The organism is Kosakonia sp. S42 (assembly GCF_016624785.1).
GTDB lineage: Bacteria > Pseudomonadota > Gammaproteobacteria > Enterobacterales > Enterobacteriaceae > Kosakonia > Kosakonia cowanii.
The window spans coordinates 80,967-100,453 of sequence record NZ_JACVTW010000009.1 but is presented as its reverse complement, the minus strand read 5'-3'; the positions used below and the strand labels follow the sequence as shown (position 1 = coordinate 100,453).

General features: G+C 51.2%; 18 protein-coding genes. 11 read left to right on the top strand and 7 right to left on the bottom strand.

Going from position 1 to position 19,487, the window contains the following annotated elements:
• Nucleotides 1-13 precede the first annotated feature (13 nt).
• The 3 genes from IAE50_RS13040 to iraP all read left to right on the top strand — a co-directional run bounded on the left by IAE50_RS13040 (nt 14) and on the right by iraP (nt 4,159).
• Nucleotides 14-1,378 carry a methyl-accepting chemotaxis protein gene (locus tag IAE50_RS13040; RefSeq protein WP_200134684.1) on the top strand — a complete coding sequence of 455 codons (1,365 nt, stop codon included), beginning with the start codon at nt 14-16 and terminating at the stop codon, nt 1,376-1,378.
• 467 nt (nt 1,379-1,845) lie between these two features.
• Nucleotides 1,846-3,621, top strand: a complete 1,776-nt coding sequence (locus tag IAE50_RS13035) for a GGDEF domain-containing phosphodiesterase (RefSeq protein WP_200580439.1) — start codon at nt 1,846-1,848, stop codon at nt 3,619-3,621.
• 196 nt (nt 3,622-3,817) lie between these two features.
• Nucleotides 3,818-4,159: an anti-adapter protein IraP gene (gene iraP / locus IAE50_RS13030; RefSeq protein WP_200580438.1), complete on the top strand. Its 342-nt coding sequence runs from the start codon at nt 3,818-3,820 to the stop codon at nt 4,157-4,159.
• A gap of 11 nt (nt 4,160-4,170) precedes the next feature.
• Here iraP and IAE50_RS13025 read toward each other — a convergent pair whose 3' ends face one another.
• Nucleotides 4,171-4,566 carry a VOC family protein gene (locus tag IAE50_RS13025; RefSeq protein ID WP_200580437.1) on the bottom strand — a complete coding sequence of 132 codons (396 nt, stop codon included), beginning with the start codon at nt 4,564-4,566 and terminating at the stop codon, nt 4,171-4,173.
• Between the two features lie 141 nt (nt 4,567-4,707).
• On the bottom strand, nt 4,708-6,327 hold the full coding sequence (locus IAE50_RS13020; RefSeq protein ID WP_200580436.1) for a hypothetical protein: 1,620 nt from the start codon (nt 6,325-6,327) through the stop codon (nt 4,708-4,710).
• 180 nt (nt 6,328-6,507) lie between these two features.
• On the opposite strand from IAE50_RS13020, the gene IAE50_RS13015 reads away from it, so the two are divergent.
• Complete coding sequence (locus IAE50_RS13015) at nt 6,508-7,077, top strand: hypothetical protein (RefSeq protein WP_200134689.1); 570 nt, start codon at nt 6,508-6,510, stop codon at nt 7,075-7,077.
• A 16-nt stretch (nt 7,078-7,093) separates the two neighbouring features.
• Entirely contained in the window at nt 7,094-7,708 is a 615-nt protein-coding gene (locus IAE50_RS13010) for an SMI1/KNR4 family protein (RefSeq protein ID WP_200580435.1), read from the top strand.
• A gap of 51 nt (nt 7,709-7,759) precedes the next feature.
• On the opposite strand, the gene IAE50_RS13005 is transcribed toward IAE50_RS13010, so the two are convergent.
• Nucleotides 7,760-8,008, bottom strand: coding sequence for a helix-turn-helix transcriptional regulator (locus IAE50_RS13005; protein ID WP_200580434.1), 249 nt, complete (start codon nt 8,006-8,008; stop codon nt 7,760-7,762).
• Between the two features lie 105 nt (nt 8,009-8,113).
• Here IAE50_RS13005 and IAE50_RS13000 point away from each other — a divergent pair, with 105 nt between their 5' ends.
• A complete protein-coding gene (locus IAE50_RS13000) occupies nt 8,114-8,344 on the top strand; it encodes a helix-turn-helix domain-containing protein (protein WP_200580433.1) in 231 nt (76 codons plus the stop codon).
• Nucleotides 8,345-8,436: 92 nt separating this feature from the next.
• Nucleotides 8,437-8,655 (top strand): helix-turn-helix domain-containing protein, encoded by a 219-nt coding sequence (locus tag IAE50_RS12995; RefSeq protein ID WP_200580432.1) that lies wholly within the window; start codon nt 8,437-8,439, stop codon nt 8,653-8,655.
• A gap of 149 nt (nt 8,656-8,804) precedes the next feature.
• Here IAE50_RS12995 and IAE50_RS12990 read toward each other — a convergent pair whose 3' ends face one another.
• Together IAE50_RS12990 and IAE50_RS12985 are read right to left on the bottom strand one after the other, a co-directional pair.
• Nucleotides 8,805-9,257: a hypothetical protein gene (locus tag IAE50_RS12990; protein ID WP_200580431.1), complete on the bottom strand. Its 453-nt coding sequence runs from the start codon at nt 9,255-9,257 to the stop codon at nt 8,805-8,807.
• 21 nt (nt 9,258-9,278) lie between these two features.
• Nucleotides 9,279-12,461, bottom strand: a complete 3,183-nt coding sequence (locus IAE50_RS12985) for an RNA-directed DNA polymerase (protein ID WP_200580430.1) — start codon at nt 12,459-12,461, stop codon at nt 9,279-9,281.
• Between the two features lie 404 nt (nt 12,462-12,865).
• On the opposite strand from IAE50_RS12985, the gene IAE50_RS12980 reads away from it, so the two are divergent.
• The 3 genes from IAE50_RS12980 (at nt 12,866) to IAE50_RS12970 (ending at nt 14,674) form a co-directional block, all read left to right on the top strand.
• A protein-coding gene (locus IAE50_RS12980; RefSeq protein ID WP_200580429.1) for an IS3 family transposase occupies nt 12,866-14,016 on the top strand; the annotation gives its coding sequence in 2 pieces (ribosomal slippage) (nt 12,866-13,103 and nt 13,103-14,016; 1,152 coding nt in all).
• 132 nt (nt 14,017-14,148) lie between these two features.
• Nucleotides 14,149-14,337, top strand: coding sequence for a hypothetical protein (locus tag IAE50_RS12975; RefSeq protein WP_023481154.1), 189 nt, complete (start codon nt 14,149-14,151; stop codon nt 14,335-14,337).
• A gap of 1 nt (nt 14,338) precedes the next feature.
• Nucleotides 14,339-14,674, top strand: coding sequence for a hypothetical protein (locus IAE50_RS12970; RefSeq protein WP_232045292.1), 336 nt, complete (start codon nt 14,339-14,341; stop codon nt 14,672-14,674).
• A gap of 154 nt (nt 14,675-14,828) precedes the next feature.
• Here the strand turns inward: IAE50_RS12970 and guaA are convergent, their stop codons facing one another.
• Nucleotides 14,829-16,406, bottom strand: a complete 1,578-nt coding sequence (gene guaA, locus IAE50_RS12965) for a glutamine-hydrolyzing GMP synthase (protein ID WP_042716372.1) — start codon at nt 16,404-16,406, stop codon at nt 14,829-14,831.
• A gap of 70 nt (nt 16,407-16,476) precedes the next feature.
• Nucleotides 16,477-17,943 carry an IMP dehydrogenase gene (gene guaB, locus IAE50_RS12960; RefSeq protein WP_023481215.1) on the bottom strand — a complete coding sequence of 489 codons (1,467 nt, stop codon included), beginning with the start codon at nt 17,941-17,943 and terminating at the stop codon, nt 16,477-16,479.
• A gap of 158 nt (nt 17,944-18,101) precedes the next feature.
• On the opposite strand from guaB, the gene xseA reads away from it, so the two are divergent.
• Nucleotides 18,102-19,475, top strand: coding sequence for an exodeoxyribonuclease VII large subunit (xseA, locus tag IAE50_RS12955; protein ID WP_200580428.1), 1,374 nt, complete (start codon nt 18,102-18,104; stop codon nt 19,473-19,475).
• The last annotated feature ends 12 nt before the right edge of the window (nt 19,476-19,487 follow it).

Here is a 19,487-nt window from a genome sequence, read left to right as displayed (position 1 = left end):
ACAGGACGCGACTATGAACACATTGAAAAACTACACTATCCGCCGCGTCGTGTTATGGATCCTCCTGACAGCGCTGGCGCTGATTACCGCCACCGGCGGTTATGCGGCCTTTGCCGTACGCGATATGAACAAGCAGGCGGATCAGAGCACAGCCCTGACTCAGCAGGCGATCTTCCTCTCCCACGCCACGCAGGTGTTGCAACAGGGAAGCGCAGCCGAAAAAGCGGCCTTGATTAATGAAATCCCGCCGGGCGCGGAGTGGGCCACAGAGGCGTTATCCGGCTCCGCCAGCGCGTGGAGAATGCAGGCCAGCGAGCATCTGGCGGCGTTAACCCGTAAGTCTCATGACAATAGCGCGCAGATTGCCGCCGATCGCACTCAACTTGATATCGTACTGATTGTTGCGCTGCTGGCGGCCGCCGGGCTGGTGCTGTTTTGCGACTGCTACCTGGTTATCCATCTGGTGAGGCCGGTTGGCGATATCCGCGCCCATTTCCGCCTGATTGCGCAGGGTGATTTAACCTACCAGGCGCAGGATATTGGCCGTAACTGTGTAGGCCAGATGATCCCGCTGGTGCGTGAGATGCAGAACAGCCTGCTGACCACCGTAAGCGCGATCAGCGAGAACAGCGATGCGCTTCACCGTGAAGCACGTGAGATTGCCGCCGGTAACAGCGATCTGGCAAACCGTACAACCCAGCAGGCGGCAGCCCTTGAACAGGCGGCATCCAGCATGGAAGAGTTGACCTCAACGGTCAGCCACAACGCCGACAATGCGCGTCAGGTTCGCGATCTGTCGGTAATGACCGCCCACACCACCGAGAAAGCCAGCAACCTGGTGGAAACCCTCGCCAGCACCATGAACCGCATTGCCGATGGTTCCGAACAGATCCGCCAGTTCACCTCCACCATCAACAGTATTGCTTTCCAGACCAATATCCTCGCGCTAAATGCCGCTGTGGAAGCAGCGCGTGCTGGCGAGCAGGGCCGCGGTTTCGCCGTGGTGGCAACAGAAGTACGCTCTCTCGCCCAGCGCAGTGCGGCGGCGGCGCGTGAAATTGAGTCGCTGATCAAATCCGCTATTACCTCGGTTCATGAGGGCAAAGATGTGGCGGAAGATGCCGGTGAGGCGATGAGCGAAGTGAAAGGTAATGTCGCCAGCGTCAATGCGCTGATCGGTGAAATCGCGCTCGCCTCCGATGAGCAGAGTAAAGGCATCTCGCTGGTGACTCACGCAGTTGCCGAGCTGGATCGCGTGACTCAGCAGAACGCCGCGCTGGTACATCAGATTACGGCTTCAGCCAGCAACCTTAATGGCAGAACGGAAACCCTGCGCGGCGTGGTGCAGCACTTTACGCTGCCGCACGCGGTGAGCTGAGCTTCCTGAAGCAACGTGTTATACGGGACGAGGCTACGCACCGGAGAAGTCGCCGGGCGTAGTAATAAAAAAGCATACGTCTTTTATCCTCTTCGTCTTATTTATAACGGGCAGTGCCGGTGTCGCGGCTGCCCGTTTTTTTTATCTCTTTTTGGCGCCCTGAAATATTCTTCTTATTTATTAATGGTGTTGTTATGAGATTTTTGCATCCCCTTCCACCTGATGCTCTTTTTCCCCTGCTGGCGGGCGCTGATGGCGTAAATCAAATTGTGAAATAAATGTGAGACCGCACCTTTTACAGGCATCAGTTGCGCTCCGTTACTGCTACTATCAATACAAATCATATTTGCATTGGGCTGACGTTGCCTGCCGGTATGCTTCCATCCCGCTGTAACAACTAAAAAGCGTTTTCAGCACCCTTTATCTCTTATTTTTACCCACCGTCCACAGCCGGTTGGGAGGCAACAATGTTACTCAATATCGGCGACGACAAAGAGCGCCATTTTCTGGCGTTACAGGCCCTGCTGAACCCGGATGACAGTCGCGATGATGTGCTGCGTAAAATTACCCAGCTCGCCGCCAGAATGTTAAAAATACCCGGCAGCTTTATTTCCGTACTCGATGATGAGAATCAGTATGTGCGGGCCGCGATTAACTTCCAGCTGGAGACCTCGTCGCGGGTTAACTCTTTCTGCCGTTATGCCGTCGACAGCGGTAATCCGTTTATTGTGCCGGACACTCTACAAGACGCCCGTTTTGTCACGCATCCGCTGACCGTTGCCAGCCCCTTTATCCGCTTCTATGCGGGGGTGCCGCTGACCACCCGCGATGGCATTACGCTCGGCACGCTCTGCGTGGTGGATACCAATCCCCATACGGTGACCAAAGAGCAGATCGATACGCTGCGGCTGCTGGGCGAACTGGCGATGTCGTTTCTGGAAGCCTGGCACTATGCTGGCCTGACGGATGCCATTACCGGGCTGCCGAACAAGCTGCATCTGCTGCGCGATATCCAGTTGCTGAACGCGGCGAATGATACCGCCGAGCGTAACCTGATTCTGATTGACTGTATCGACATGCCCCGTGCTTTCGAACTGGCGCGTACCCGCGGCATGGCTCCGGTAGAGAACCTGCTGCGCGATATGGCGATTATGCTCCCTCTGCGCCTGCGCCCGCTGAAGTGCGGCAAACTCTATATGGTGGCGACGGGCCGCTTTGCCCTGCTGACGCGTGCGTCGGACAACATTACGGCCTGCGCCATCGCCAGCCGGTTGCAGGGCGTCAGCGCCGAGCTGGAGCCAGGCATTACCGTCGAGTTCCGCGTTCACACCGCAGGCAAAAACTTTACCCCCGGCGATGTATCTGCCAGAGAGGTGCTCAATAAAGCCGTGCATGCCCTGCATGAGCGCATCCGCCAGAACACCTTCCAGTTGCCGGAAACCATTATTGATGAGGATGCAGCGGCCATGCCGGTGCTGATGAAGGAGCTGTCGCAGGCCATTGACGGCAAACTGTCAGGGCTCTACCTCGTCTACCAGCCGAAAATGTGTCTGCAAACCGATGCGCCAGTTGGCATTGAAGCGCTGATCCGCTGGCGACATCCGCAAAAAGGCGAACTCTCGCCGGGGATGTTTATTCCCTTTGCTGAGCAGGCCGGTCTGCTACAGGATCTGACAGGCTGGGTTATCGCCAATGTAATTACCCAACTGGCAGCCTGGCATGCGCTCGGGCTTGCGCTGCCGGTCTCCGTTAACGTGAGTATTCAGGATATCTCCGCGCCCGGCTTTGCCGACAGCCTCGAAGCACGCATGATCCGCGCCCGCCTGCCCACCAGCCTGCTCGGCATTGAGTGTCTGGAAACCGAGCGCATTATTGAGAGCGCGGCGGCATTGAAAGGGCTGGAGATGCTGAAACTGCGCGGCTTCCCCATTTCGCTCGATGATTTCGGCACTGGCTATAGCAACATCAGCTACCTGCGCCGTATGCCGATCGACATTATCAAACTGGATCAGAGCCTGATCTCTAAACTGTCGGAAGATACCGCTTCGCGCATTATCGCCCGCAGTATTATCGGCATGCTGAAAGAGCTCGATTACGTTGTGCTGGCGGAAGGGGTGGAAAACGCCCAGACCGGCGAAACGTTGCAGAAGTATGGCTGCGACCAGGCGCAGGGGTATCTCTATGCCCGCCCGCTTCCAGCCCAGGAGATGAGTAGTTGGCTGGAGTGGAAGATCCGTACCTAATATAGCAACGCGTTGACAGGTTACCGTCAGGCGAGGGATCGCCTCAGAAGCGATAATTTTCAACGGGTTACCGCAAACTTGTCATACATATATACATTTAATGTATACAAGATCGCGTATTCACAAATAGTGTCATTGAATTCATTGCATCCCGGAGTAATATTCGTCTGAAATAATATCTTCAGATGGGTAGGCCATGAAAAACGTCATACTGAGTATGCTAATTAAAATGTCCAGGATGGATGCGCAGATGAAAGAGCTGACCGCCCAGATTGAGGCGCAGTCGCTTATCGTTGCCGCCCTGACGCTGACCGTCGGCAAAGGCGGCGGGCTGGATGAAATGGTGGCGAGCATTAATAAGTCGATCAACTCTGTGCTGGAGACGCCCGACGCCGCGCTGCAATCCGACGCCGAGCTGCTGCTGGTGAAGTTTCATGAGCAGGTCGAATTAACGCGCGCCGTCAGCAAAGAGTCGGACGAGACGCCCGCTGTGGCCACAGGTGATGACCTGACAGCCGATCGGCCAGAGCAGAGCTAATCTGCCGCTTTTTACTCAGCGTTAACCCACGCCTGATTCTGTATCACCACCCGGTAGCCGTCGGCATCGGCAAAGGTGCGCCCGTTACGATCCCAGTAGGGGTTAAACGACGCCACCGGAATAAAACCGGCATCCAGCATCGTTGCGCAGGCCGCCTCCCACTCCGCTTTGTCGGGGTAGTAGAGCACCAGCAAATCCTCGTCCGTCTGTGAAGGCTGCACCGGATGATGGTGGCAGAGGGTTAATTCCATATGCCAGCCCAATCCTTCCCGGCCTAACATCACGCCGCTGAAACCATCATGATCGCTGAAGTCCGCAATACGCTTCAGCCCTAATCCTTTGCTGTACTGCTGATAAGCCTGCTCCAGGTTGGTCACCGGCCTGGCAATTCGCATATGAGAAAACATTCCGCGCTCCTGTCATCGCGTTGATTAATTGCCTTTAGCCTATACAGAATTTGCGGGTGGATTTGTCGGTATGAGCCTGCCGATGGCAGCCAAATAAAAAAGCCCGCCATATGGCGAGCTTCGGCATCCGTTCAACTCAAATTACTCTTCTGCCAGCATCTTCTCTAACCGCGCACGCACGTTATCATCCGGCTCCGCGTGGAAGGCGGTTTCCAGCATGCCATGCAGCTCTGCCGGAAGCTGCTCTTCCGGCCAGCCCTCCAGCGCGTTGAGCGCCATCAGGCGGTTACGCACCACCGGGCTGCGCAGGCCGGTTTTAATCAGCGACCAGCCCATACCGGGAAAACGGTTGAGATCCTGGAGGATAAAATCGAGCGCGCCGTGCTGGCGATACTCCGCGCCAAGGCCCATCAGCGTATCTGGCCCGCTGGCAATGGCAGCAAGATCAAGCTGCTGCTCAGCGAGTTGCAGAATGCGCTCCATGCGCTGCGGGCTTTCGGTCTGCATCAGTTCGTACCAGTTCGCTTCATTGGGCACCGTTTGTTGACGGGCAAAAACCTGCTCCCAGGTATCGATGCCTAATAGCTTCGCTGCGCGCAGGGCGAGGTAAAAATCGCCGTTATCGCAGGCGGTTAAATCCTGCTGCACGCGCATCAGCCACTTCTCCTGTGCGACGATCGCCTCTACATCCTCTGCAATCTGCTGACGGATCTCATCGCTCCAGCCTTCCACCTGCAGCGTCTCCCAGTTGTTATCTTCATCACCGGCAAACGCGCCAATGGCGCTGGTGTTGAGCAAGTTGCGCAGATCGTCGTTTTGACTGCGGCGCAGCAGCGTGAGGTAACGATGGCAGGCCTGCGCGCCTTCCGGGTAGTCATGAATATCGCGCGCCGGGCCGCCGGCAATCAGCGCCGCAAGAATATCGCCCGCGCCGGTCAGCACGCCATCATCCACCGCGTCGACCGAAAGCGCCGCCAGCAAGCGCCCTTTGGTGGCGCAGTCCCAGGCGGTGTACTCATCCATCACCGAATTGGAGTAGCCCTCGCGCAGCAGCCACTCTCGTGTGGCGGGCGAGACCTCATCCGGCAGGCGCTCAATAAGCTGAATACGCCCCCAGCCAGTTACGCGTTTCGCCAGCGCCGTCAGCGTTGCATCAAATGCCTCTTCCGGCAGCATGTTGCGCAGGGCGACGGCGGTAAAAAGCGTAAACTCCTCATGCAGCCCAAGCGTGGTCACCAGCGCCCGATTTTCGTCGGAGGGGAAAAAGGCCAGCAGTGCAATGGCGCATTTGACCGCGTTGCGATCCGGGCTGTTGGTCGCCAGCCATACCATCAGGTCGTGAACCTGCTGCGGCGAGAGCGAAGGCACTTCCGGCAGTTTGTCGGTCAAAATATCGATGTAATCGAGCGGCGGGCGCGCTTTCAGCAGCGCATAGAAGGTGTTCATATTGGCCGGGGAGGGTTTGCGCAGCACGGCGCTTAACGCGCTGATAATCTCATCTGCCGCCTCTTCTGCGTCTGCGCCGCCGCCGTGGTGACCGAACGCACCGTCCATGCCGCCCGCGACCCAGCGCAGCTCGCCTTCAAGGGTATCTTCATCCGGCAGGGTCTGCGCCTGCTCCGGCAACGGCGCGCTGCCGTCTGCATAAGGGGAGATAAAGTGGTAGATGCTCTGCCTGTCCCCCGGCCAGGGAAGCGGGAAAGGTGCGTCCTGCTCTGCAGCCCCTTGTTTACCGAGGATTTTTGCTAACCATCGCTGCATACTCATATTCCTTGTATTGAATTCCTGATGTTTGCCGGATGCGCAAAACGCCGACCTTTACGCCTGTTTATAGCTGATTATGCCTCTGCCGCACAGAGTCGCCCCCCTGATCAAGTAGGTGATCGTACCTTTCAGAGCAGTAACAATCCCTGTACAACGAGATAAATCTAAGGGTAACGCGTGCGCTATGAATGCAATGAAGTGCTGAACGATCTGGTGAACTACTTTCTGCTTGCCGATATCCGCCTGCTGAAAAAGTTCAAAGATGACAACGAGCTCGCTGACGACCTGGCAACGGAGTTTACCCGCAATGAGAGCGGCGATAAGGCGGTGCTGGAAGGCGTGCTGATCCCGATGACGGGCGTTGAAAACTACCCCTACACCATTATATTCACCCTGCCGCCCGAGACGCCGGAACTGCTGAAAGCGAAAAACAATCTCCAGCACCGCCGCCCAGGTTACACGCTGCGCGTCGAGCATGGGCAGGTGCAGCTCTTTACCTGGCGCATTCTCGACGACTTCAACGATAAAAGTATCAGCGCGTTATTGCAGCGCTATGAAGCGCCGAACCGCCCGCATATCACGCTCGAAAACGGCACCTATTCGGTGGAGATCCTTGCGGGTGAAGTGTTCCGCGAGGATGACTATCAGCCAGCATTTGAGTTTGTGCTGGAGAAAAACGACGATGCGAAGCCCGCAGCCGACCTTGATATCAACTATCTTTTTAGCGTCGACAGCCAGAGCTATTAATTGAGAGCGCCCAACAATGAGTAATGAGAGCGATAACTGCCCGCTTCCGCCGCTGGTTTGGCCGGAGTTTACCGATCAGCACGCCCGCCTTGCCTGGTGGCGCGACTGTGTGCACGCCTGGCGCGATCAGTGGGATAATCCTGCGCCTTCCACACCCGCCAGCGACGCGGAGATTGCTGACCTTGAGCAGCGCATCGGCTGCCCGCTGCCGTCGGTGTTGCGCACCTATCATCAGCAGATTGGTGAACTAAACCTCGCCGAAACGCTGTGCAGCGTGACGCCTGCGCAATACGCCGCCATTGAACCACTGCTGGCAGCCTACCCTGGCATTAGCGATATCCTTGAGGATGTGCCGCAGGATGACCCGCAGTGGAAGCTGGTTAACAACCTGATCGCCTTTGGCGACTATCTCGGCAACGGTAATTTGTGGTGCTTTCACCGCGAAACCGGCGAAGTGTGGTATTTCGACCACGACACTTCGCCGATGCTGACGCAGATATTCCGCGATGCCGGGCAGTATCTCGACGCGCTGATGTTTAAATGCCTGCTCGAAGCCCACGGCGAGGAGGAGAATGAGGAACTGCTGCGCGAACGGCTCGGGGATGAGGTGGTGGAGAAGTGGATGTATTAATGGAAGCGGCCTCGTATTGAGGCCACTTTTGTTTGTTAATAGCACGAGAATTTACGCGCCCTGCTCTTCCTGAATACCTTGTTCCTGTTTATCCCGTCGATAGCGCGATGGCCAGATCGCATCCGGCTGCGTATCGAGTGCCTCAGCAATTAACCGCTCCCCCTTCGGCCAGCGTCGAGTTAAGGCGTTGGCGAGAGTTGATGATGCCAACCCCGATTCACGAGATACCGCTGCCAGTGAGGTTCCTTTTTTGCGTAAGCCCGCAATGATGTCGGCCGGGTGCCAGTCTTGATGTTCCATGCTTTCTCCTTTCGTGTCGACTATAAGTCACATAGTAGCACGGGGCTTAACCATTGTGACTAATAGTCCGTGGACTTATAGTCATCAAAACGTGATGCTTCTCGCATGAAAAATTCTGAAAACATCAAAAGCCTGCTTGGGCAACAAGTAAGATCGCTGCGACTTCAGGCAGGTCTTTCTCAGGAAAACTTTGCTGAACGATGCGGCCTCGATCGCACCTACATTAGCGGCATCGAGCGCGGCACAAGAAACCCAACGTTAGAAGTGCTTTATATCCTCGCGACTGCTCTGCATACCGACCTCGCCTCACTGTTTGCATTTAGCAAAACAAACTAAGTCGTAATCTTGTCGAGGGGATCAATAATTCCACCTCATATGTGACTCATCGTCCGTGGTCTGATAAGCAACGAAGTTTGATGCTGTCGGTCATGAAAAATTCAAACAACATTACGGTCCGATTCGGACAAAGGGTCAGACAACTTCGCACAGAGCTTGGGCTTTCGCAGGAAGCTTTTGCTGATAAATGCGGGTTGGATCGTACTTATATTAGTGGGATTGAGCGTGGAGTGAGAAACCCTACGCTGGAGGTTATTGCGGTGATTGCAGATGGTTTGGGAGTAAGATTAAACGAATTATTTACTCTTTAATAGCAAGATGCATATCAATATATCCTAGAGCACACTACACGATTTAAAGTTAAGCGTTTGAAAAAAACTAAAACCGTTGACCCAAAGCCGCATCCACATTGGGTGTAGTAATCCTGCTTACTAATTTCAAGCAGGATTATATTGTAAAATTAGCTAGAAGTAGCTTCATCTATTAATTTTAATAAAGTAGCCCCCCACTCTTTCCTTGAAACAGTTCCAGAGACTTCTAAATGTGATTTATGCCTACGTAATTGATGCGAAATCGTAGTGTTCCAAGAGCTATCTGCTTTATGATTGCAAGTTTCTACAATTTGTTCAAAAGTAAAAAGCATCCGGCTTACAAACCACTTATACTCATCGTTATAGCTAGGGTCGTTTACTAAAATTCCACGTGCATAATAAGGCTTATCCATACACATTTTCAAATAATCATTGTAAACAGCAAAAGCCGTAGACCTTCGTGCTTCCTGCTTAGATATATATATTTGCCTTGCCGCATATATAACCCCAACCATGGTAATGAATGGAGTTAGTATTGTTGTCAGATCTTTCCAGTAACTTAATTTTAACAATACTACCCATCCAGTTTCCAAACATGTCATGTTTCCCTCCCATCCAAAATTTTACTTAGGGATTCTTTTCCTTAATGTTGAAATAGAATAGCCTTCAGGCACTGGCTTATATGGATCTTTTTCATTAGGCCATCTCTTGTCACGACTTTGAAAAGAACGAAGTTTTTCGATATCAATACTTGCAACTACAACATGTTCATTTTCACCTCCTCTAAGACGGCATATATCGCGGCTATAAGATTTCTTTGCAGGAGACCTAACCCTACTATCACCAAAGGCTCTATTATTGACAAGTGCTATATAAGCATGCACATCAAGACTAGCAGATTCTACAAGTGATGAAAAAGACTCAATATCCTGATTCCAAGAAAGAACCATTAAACAATCAATCTGCCCTTGTGCAGCTTGGCGATGACGTATATTTTGCAGCTCAGAGCAAACAAGAACACTGAAATGAAAACCAAAGTGGTTATAGATTATTTTTTTTATTTTCTCTACATCCTTAGCCCAATCTAGCCCAAAGAATTTTTTGAGTCTTTCCTCTTCTCCGGGGGCAGGATAGGATTTTGGCTGCCTTATTTGAACAGATGATGGGAAACCTAATCTATCGTCAATCAAGATAAGCACAGCTTCACTATATATCGTTTCATCAGTTGGTTTGAAATAATCCAGACCAGCAATCAAGCTTATCCCAGCCTCCAAAAGAAAGCTTGAGACAGTATTAATCCATCTTTTTGGTAGAGACAGCTCAGGCAATAATAAATGAGTTGGCCGCGGGTAGGCATCAATAGCCTGATTTACTATTCTTTCGATAGTTTTGTATCTCTCACGAGATATATCAGACTTACCATTAGCAGCTGCATCATAACTATACTCAGTTGTGAGGAGACTACTAATACCCAGCCTAACATCATTATTACTCCCTTTTCTTCCAATATTAGCAAAGATGAGTTTATCTTGATCACCTGTATCAAGACCATGCGGGTTTTTAATCAGGCTTACATGAGCGTTTTTAGAGAAACCATCTAGAACCCAAATACCCCTTATAGCACGTACATATGTAGACCATAAGTAGACGGCGTGATCACCATCATTCCCATATACACATTTTTCTGGAAGGTAAAGTGATATTTCTTGAGCGCTATATGGTCTTGTAGGAAAAAGATAAGGAAGTAATGATAACTCGCCTTTTATAAGATTACTTGATTTGCATTTCGGATTAACTCTGGAAATACTAAGCCCTTTTCCTGCTAAAGAAGACTTCTCAAGGAAATTAACAAGATCATTCTCATATTCATATAAACCATATAGAGAAGCTTCATCTGTAGTTATATTTCTTTGCCGTAATGCATGTCTATTGAGATGAACTTTATACGCGATTTTAGACCAATCAGACTCTCTAAGCATCAAGGCCAGTTCACTGATTTTATCAACGTCAACATCTAAGCCTACTCGCTTACAAACTTTTTTTGCCATCAATGTTAAAGGCTGCATGTGGCGAGTGCTTGAATCCCAACTCAATGAGCGAAGCAAGGCATCTTTCGCATAAAAATAGGTCGTGCTAATTAGAATATCCCAAACATGGGATATATTTTTATTAGCTAATTTCCCATTTATTTTGATTGAGGAAGTAATTTTTCTCTTTAATTCTTCAATAGAACCTATTGTTGCTATGAGCAATCTGTGTGCTGCATCCCAATCGTTAAGTGCAACAGTCAGGGAGAGAAGCCTTGGTAAATAATCCAAGTGATTAAGTATTTTATCAGGCCTTAATATATGGCTATGAGAGAATTCATAAAATTGGTAACGTTCTTTTTTCCAATCTTGCGAACGTAGATCTTTAGCCAAAATTTCAACGGATCTTAACTGAATTGACCAACTCAATCTGCGGACTGCCAAACCATCCGCACGTCTAAGCGTATCAGCTTCTTCTGAAGATTGTCCCGCTGCAGTAAGAACTTTTGCAGAAGCCATTGATTCCAATTTATCAGGAGAAGGCATAAGCCGTCTTTCGCTTGATACGCTACGGATTTGAGATTCAATATTACTTAATAGATCGAGCCCTCCTTGCCCTTGCAAGAAAAAGGCCTTCTGTTTTGTTTTATGTAATAAAAGCTTTGTTTTCTTCTGATATTCCCCAGATAATTTAAGTAAAACCTCACCGTCTTTAATCTTACTTGCTTTCGGAAAAGATTCAGTCCTTTTAGCAAAAAAATCAAACAAATCATTCGTGTTATTTAAAGTCAGCGGATCCTTAATAACTAAAAAAATATCATCAACATATCTCCCATAATAAATAGGCGTTAAGCCTTGCTCGATATCTCTATCGAATCCGATCAAAAGGGCATTTGAGAGAATACGTGATATAGATAGTCCTATTGGCAACCCGCCAGTATTTTTTCCTTTAGGACACCCGTAATTATGCATCTTCTCAGTTACCATTTCAGACCATTTTTTCAGAGCCGTATGAAAAGCGATGGTAAAATTTAGTTCCCAATCAGTTAGTCTAATATTAAATTTATTCAAAAAACTTACATCCTTCATAAAGGAAGGATCTATATTATGGTAGTAGCTTGTTAAATCCATTGATATAGCTATAACGGCATTTTCATTCTCAAGCTCTGTTCTAATGGCTTGTAATCCCCGGTTTCTCCATTTCTTGTAAGGCTCAAAATATGGCTGAAAAGAGCCTAATGCATTTAAATGGTAGTCTCCTAATGCTCCTTTTATTCCTCCCGGTTCCGGGCGATATCTTCTTAATCTCGAACCATAAGATGATTGTGAAAGAGCGGCATCAAACTTATGGCCAACCTTATTAATCCAGAGAGCTGAAAGGATATGCATTGTTACGGGAAAATTCCCTATCATTCTCATTTCAGGAACAAGATCATAATTATTGAATAAATTTTCAAAAGCTCTTTGTGATGAAGAAAAATAAATATGCCCATCAGATTTTATTTTAGAATGCTGTTGTACCTCTTTTGTTTTTTCGTTGATGGACAATTTTTTAGATACTATATGTAGATCGCCTAAATTTTCCTCAAGTAAATTTCGTAAATCATTTTCATGTAACCGATTAAGAACGTACCTTAAGTTATCAGCCAAAGTATTTTCGTACTTTGCAAACTCTTCTGATATACAAATCGAATTTTCAAAAAAACAATCAGCTTTAGCTTTTCTAAACGCATAAAAAAGATCTTTCATACCGATATCATTCCAAGAGTTAATATCCATTCTGACCCTCAAATCTACAAATATGTCTTATATAAAGATGATGGTATCAGACTTTTCCTAACTAGAGAATTATATAAAGGAGAAAAAACTAACAGCTCACTCACTGTGAGTGATTAATTGTGCAAACTTACCATAAAGAAGGTAGGGGTAGAATTTTTGAATTTTAGTTGAAAATTGAAAAAGAAGCCTAAAATTAAGCACTTAAAACAGGACGCTAAGCTATGTTTAGTCAATTAGCTTCCAAAACAAAATTCGGTATTAATATATTAAATATGATATATAAATTCTAACGTGATTAAAAAACCAGTAGCCTATTAAACACTGGTTATCAATATTTAACTGAATCGCCACGGGTTCAACACACTCCTGAGAGTCATTTAAGATGACTTAAAAGAGAGGTGCCCATGAGCGGTAAGCGTTGTCCCGAAGAGTTTAAAATTGAAGCAGTCAAACAGGTTGTTGATCGTGGTTATTCTGTTTCCAGCGTTGCAACACGTCTTGACATCACCACCCACAGCCTTTACGCCTGGATAAAGAAGTACGGTCCGGATTCTTCCACTCATAAAGAACAGTCAGATACTCAGGCCGAGATCCGCCGTCTTCAGAAAGAGCTGAAGCGGGTTACCGACGAACGGGACATATTAAAAAAAGCCGCGGCGTACTTCGCAAAGCTGTCCGACTGAGGTACGCCTTTATCCGTGACAACACACGTTGCTGGCCTGTTCGCCTGCTCTGTCGGGTGCTGGATGTTCATCCCAGTGGTTTTTACGCCTGGCTTCAGCAGCCGCATTCACAACGCCATCAGGCAGATCTGAGACTGACGGGACAGATTAAACAGTTCTGGCTGGAATCGGGATGCATCTATGGTTATCGCAAGATCCATCTGGATCTGCGGGACAGCGGGCAACAGTGCGGAGTCAACAGAGTCTGGCGACTGATGAAACGTGTCGGGATGAAGGCTCAGGTCGGCTACTGGAGTCCGCAGGCACGTAAAGGCGAGGTCAGTATCGTGTCGCCCAACAGGCTCCGGCGACAGTTCAATCCGGATGCTCCGGATGAGCGTTGGGTAACGGACATAACTTACATCAGGACCCACGAAGGCTTGCTGTATATTGCCGTGGTTGTTGATCTGTTCTCACGCAAAATTATCGGCTGGTCCATGCGATCCCGGATGACAAACGACATAGTCCTGAACGCACTGCTGATGGCTGTATGGCGGCGTAATCCCCAAAAACAGGTGCTGGTTCATTCGGACCAGGGCAGTCAGTACACAAGCCATGAGTGGCAATCATTCCTGAAATCACACAGACTTGAGGGCAGCATGAGCCGTCGCGGTAACTGCCACGATAATGCGGTTGCAGAAAGCTTTTTCCAGTTGCTGAAACGCGAACGGATAAAGAAAAAGATCTACGGAACGCGGGAAGAAGAAGCCCGCAGTGATATTTTTGATTACATCGAAATGTTTTATAACAGTAAGCGTCGGCATGGTTCGAGCGATCAGATGTCACCGACAGAATATCAAAACCAGTATTATCAACGATTCAGAAGTGTCTAGATTATCCGTGGCGATTCAGTATTGATTAATGGAAGCGGCCTCGTATTAGCTGGAAATAATTCTGTACAGATTACAGGCAGCTCCTTAGAATTCCCCCACAGATAATGCAGCCTTTGGGATATGGGAGGAAGTATGGAAATCAATGTGATTACGCTGATGAAAGCGATCATTGGTGGTGCAGGTTTAGGATTTGCCCTTCCCGGCGGCTTGTCATTTCTGATTCCAGCTTTCACCGTTACGGCAGGTATCGCATACAGCTTTGCTTTAGCAGGTGCTGTTGCCCTGCCTGCGCTCTATGCTGCAAGGAAGTCTGCTCACTAAAATGCACTTTTTTGACTGGCTTGCACCGCAGAATACACAGGAGTTAACCCGATTTTATTTCATCCTGTGTACAGGTTATCTCGCAGTGCATCTCATTTGGGATGCCTTATGCAAAGAGACTCCGCCCTTCTCGCTTGATAAACTCCAGTTCAAAATGAATGAGGTTTATTCATCCTCAACCTTTGCAACCAGCGCTTTTTTTATTGTTATCCTGTTTGATATTAAAAACCCACTCAGAACATCCGACGCCTTTATTTTCCCGTTAATCATTGCCGCATTAACAAGCTTTATGATTTCGCTATCCGCAATCGCTCCTAAAAGAGTCAAAATAGAGTAAGCCTGCTATTACAGACTTGTTTAAATTCGCGAATCCTGAATATAAAGTGCTCCACTAATATAATTCTTATAGCGCCAAATATAAAAAACCCACCGTATAAACAGTGGGTTATATTTAATTTAGTTCTCTGAAAAACTCGGAAAAAGCTATCCGATCATTCCCACTCAATCGTAGCCGGCGGCTTCCCGCTGATGTCATATACGACACGGGAAATACCGTTCACTTCGTTGATAATGCGGTTAGAGACGCGGCCCAGGAAGTCATACGGCAGGTGCGCCCAGTGGGCGGTCATAAAGTCGATGGTTTCGACCGCGCGCAGGGAGACAACCCAGTCATACTTACGGCCATCGCCCATCACGCCAACGGAACGCACTGGCAGGAAGACGGTGAACGCCTGGCTCACTTTGTTGTAGAGATCGGCTTTGCGCAGCTCTTCGATAAAGATATGGTCAGCGCGGCGCAGCAGGTCGCAGTACTCTTTCTTCACTTCGCCGAGGACGCGAACGCCGAGGCCCGGGCCCGGGAACGGATGGCGGAACAGCATGTCGTACGGCAGGCCAAGTTCGAGGCCGATTTTACGCACTTCATCTTTGAACAGCTCTTTCAGCGGCTCAACCAGACCCATCTTCATCTCTTTCGGCAGGCCGCCAACGTTATGGTGAGACTTAATAACGTGCGCTTTACCGGTTGCAGAGGCTGCGGATTCAATCACGTCCGGGTAGATAGTGCCCTGAGCCAGCCACTTCACATCCTGCAGCTTCAGCGCTTCTTCATCGAATACTTCCACAAACACGCGGCCGATGATTTTACGCTTCGCTTCCGGATCGTTCTCGCCCGCCAGCGCGCCGAGGAAGCGCTCTTCTGCCGGAACGTGAACAATGTTCAGACCAAAGTGGTCGCCGAACATATCCAGCACCTGCTCTGCTTCGTTCAGGCGCAGCAGGCCGTTATCGACGAAGACGCAGGTCAGGTTTTTGCCAATCGCGCGGTGCAGCAGCATCGCGGTGACGGAGGAGTCCACGCCGCCGGAAAGGCCGAGGATCACTTTATCGTTGCCAACCTGCTGGCGGATGCGCTCAACAGCGTCATCAATGATTTTTGCCGGTGTCCACAGTGCTTCGCACTCGCAGATATCGCGCACAAAGCGCTCCAGCATACGCAGCCCCTGGCGGGTGTGCGTCACTTCCGGGTGGAACTGCACGCCGTAGAAACGCTTCTCTTCGTTAGCCATAATGGCGAACGGGCAGGTTTCAGTGCTGGCAACGGTGACAAAGCCGGACGGGATCGCCGTCACTTTATCGCCGTGGCTCATCCACACGTCCAGCAGCGCTTTGCCGTCTGCAGTCAGGGCATCTTCAATCCCACGGATCAGCGCGCTTTCGGTCTGCACTTCAACCTGCGCGTAACCAAATTCACGCTCGTTAGAGCCTTCAACGTGGCCGCCAAGCTGCATCGCCATGGTCTGCATGCCGTAGCAGACGCCGAGCACCGGCACACCGGCGTCGAAAACGTACTGCGGCGCGCGCGGGCTGTTCTCTTCGGTGGTGCTTTCCGGGCCGCCGGAGAGGATGATGCCGCTTGGGTTGAAGTCGCGGATCTGCGCTTCAGTGACATCCCACGCCCACAGTTCGCAGTAGACGCCGAGTTCACGCACGCGGCGTGCGACTAACTGAGTGTATTGCGAGCCAAAGTCGAGGATAAGAATGCGATGTTTATGAATATTGTCCGTCATTGACGTTAGTTCCGAGGCAAAGAGCGAGATTGAAAAGTCAACGCCCGGCAAAAACCGGGCGCGAATTGCATTAAGAACCCATGCGGTAGTTCGGGGATTCCTTGGTGATGGTCACGTCGTGAACGTGGCTCTCCTGGATGCCCGCGCCGCTGATGCGCACGAACTCCGCTTTGGTGCGCAGGGCGTCGATAGTACCACAGCCGGTCAGACCCATACAGGAACGCAGGCCGCCCATCTGCTGGTGAATGATCTCTTTCAGACGGCCTTTGTACGCTACGCGGCCTTCGATACCTTCCGGCACCAGTTTGTCGGCGGCATTATCGGTCTGGAAGTAGCGGTCGGAGGAGCCTTTGGACATCGCGCCCAGCGAGCCCATCCCGCGATAGGATTTGTAAGAGCGGCCCTGGTAGAGTTCGATTTCGCCCGGGGACTCTTCGGTGCCTGCCAGCATGGAGCCGACCATTACCGCGCTTGCGCCAGCGGCGATCGCTTTAGCGATATCGCCAGAGAAGCGGATGCCGCCATCGGCGATAACCGGGATGTCCATCCCTTCCAGCGCTTCAACCGCGTCGGAAACGGCCGTGATCTGCGGAACACCCACGCCAGTCACAATACGGGTCGTACAAATAGAACCAGGACCGATACCCACTTTCACCGCGCTGACGCCAGCTTCAGCCAGCGCGCGAGCGCCTGCGCCGGTAGCGACGTTACCGCCGATGATTTGCAGATCCGGGTATTTGGCGCGCGTTTCGCGAATACGCTGCAACACGCCTTCAGAGTGGCCATGGGAGGAGTCAATCAGCAGTACGTCAACACCGGCGGCAACCAGCGCATCAACGCGCTCTTCGTTGCCCGCGCCCGCGCCGACCGCTGCGCCAACGCGCAGACGACCCTGCTCATCTTTACAGGCGTTCGGTTTACGTTCTGCTTTCTGGAAATCTTTTACGGTGATCATGCCGAGCAGATGGAAGCTGTCGTCCACCACCAGCGCTTTTTCGACGCGCTTTTCATGCATTTTGGCGAAGACGACTTCGCGCGCTTCACCTTCACGTACCGTTACCAGGCGCTCTTTCGGCGTCATATAAACGCTTACCGGCTGGTTGAGATCGGTAACAAAACGCACGTCACGACCGGTGATGATGCCAACCAGTTCGTTCTCTTCGTTAACAACCGGGTAGCCGGCGAAGCCGTTACGCTCGGTCAGCTCTTTCACTTCGCGAAGAGTTGTCGTCGGCAGCACGGTCTGCGGCTCTTTTACCACGCCAGACTCATGTTTCTTCACGCGGCGGACTTCATCTGCCTGGCGCTCGATAGACATGTTTTTATGAATAAAGCCAATGCCGCCTTCCTGTGCGAGGGCGATCGCCAGACGCGCTTCCGTTACGGTGTCCATTGCCGCAGAGAGCATAGGAATGTTCAGGCGAATGGTTTTCGTCAGCTGAGTGCTTAAATCGGCGGTATTCGGCAGAACAGTGGAGTGGGCGGGAACGAGGAGGACGTCGTCAAACGTCAAAGCTTCTTTAGCGATACGTAGCATGGGCAATATCTCTGACCTGGGTGGTTAAATATTGCCGTGGCATTATACAGAGCGTAACCGATTGCATCTACACTTTTTTGGAAAAATACTTGTAATTGGGTGGCATCAAGCTACTATCGACCGAATAACTTGCTGATTTAGAATTTGATCTGGCTCACATGTCCTCATTGCAAACTCCCTCCATTTATACTGTCAGCCGCCTTAACCAGACGGTGCGATCGCTACTGGAACGCGAGCTGGGCCAGGTATGGATCAGCGGCGAAATCTCCAACTTTACCCAGCCCGCTTCCGGTCACTGGTACTTCACCTTAAAAGATGACACCGCCCAGGTGCGCTGTGCCATGTTCCGCAACAGCAACCGCCGCGTCACCTTCCGCCCGCAGCATGGGCAGCAGGTGCTGGTGCGCGCCAACATCACGATGTATGAGCCGCGCGGTGAATACCAAATCATCGTCGAGAGCATGCAACCGGCGGGTGAAGGGCTGTTACAGCAGAAGTATGAGCAGCTGAAAGCCAAGCTGGCAGCGGAAGGGCTGTTCGATCAGCAATTTAAACATCCCCTCCCCTCACCGGCGCACTGCGTTGGGGTGATCACCTCAAAAACCGGCGCCGCGCTGCACGATATTTTGCATGTGCTGAAACGCCGCGATCCGTCGCTCCCCGTGGTGATCTACCCGACCGCCGTACAGGGCGAAGATGCACCGGCGCAAATCGTGCGCGCCATTGCCCTTGCTAACAGCCGTGACGAATGTGATGTGCTGATTGTCGGGCGCGGTGGCGGCTCGCTGGAAGATCTCTGGAGTTTCAACGACGAACGCGTCGCGCGCGCCATTTTTGCCAGCCGAATTCCTGTTGTCAGCGCCGTCGGCCATGAGACGGATGTCACCATCGCCGATTTCGTTGCCGACCTGCGCGCGCCAACCCCGTCGGCAGCGGCGGAGATTGTCAGCCGTAACCAGCTTGAACTGCTGCGCCAGGTGCAGGCGATGCAGCAGCGTCTGGAGATGGGGATGGATTACTATCTGGCAGGGCGCAACCGCCGCTTTGCCCAGCTTCATCACCGACTGCAACAGCAGCACCCGCAGCTGCGCCTGGCGCGTCAGCAGACGGTGCTCGACCGCTTGCAGCAGCGCATGCACAACGCGCTGGATACGCAGCTTAAGCGCGCGAACACGCGTCAGCAGCGCGTGCTGCAACGACTCAATCATCACAACCCGCAGCCGCGCATTCACCGGGCGCAAACGCGGGTGCAGCAGCTTGAGTATCGCCTGAGCCAGTCGATTCGCGATCGTCTTGGCAGCACGCGCGAGCGCTTCGGCACCGCCCTCACCCATCTGGAAGCCGTCAGTCCGCTGGCGACACTGGCGCGTGGCTACAGCGTCACGACCGCCACCGACGGGAAAGTGCTGAAACAGACTAAGCAGGTGAAAGCGGGCGATACGCTCACCACCCGCCTGAATGATGGCTGGGTCGAGAGCGAAGTGCGCATTGTCACACCGGTGAAACAACCGAGAAAACGAAAAACCCCGTAGTTAAAACTCTTA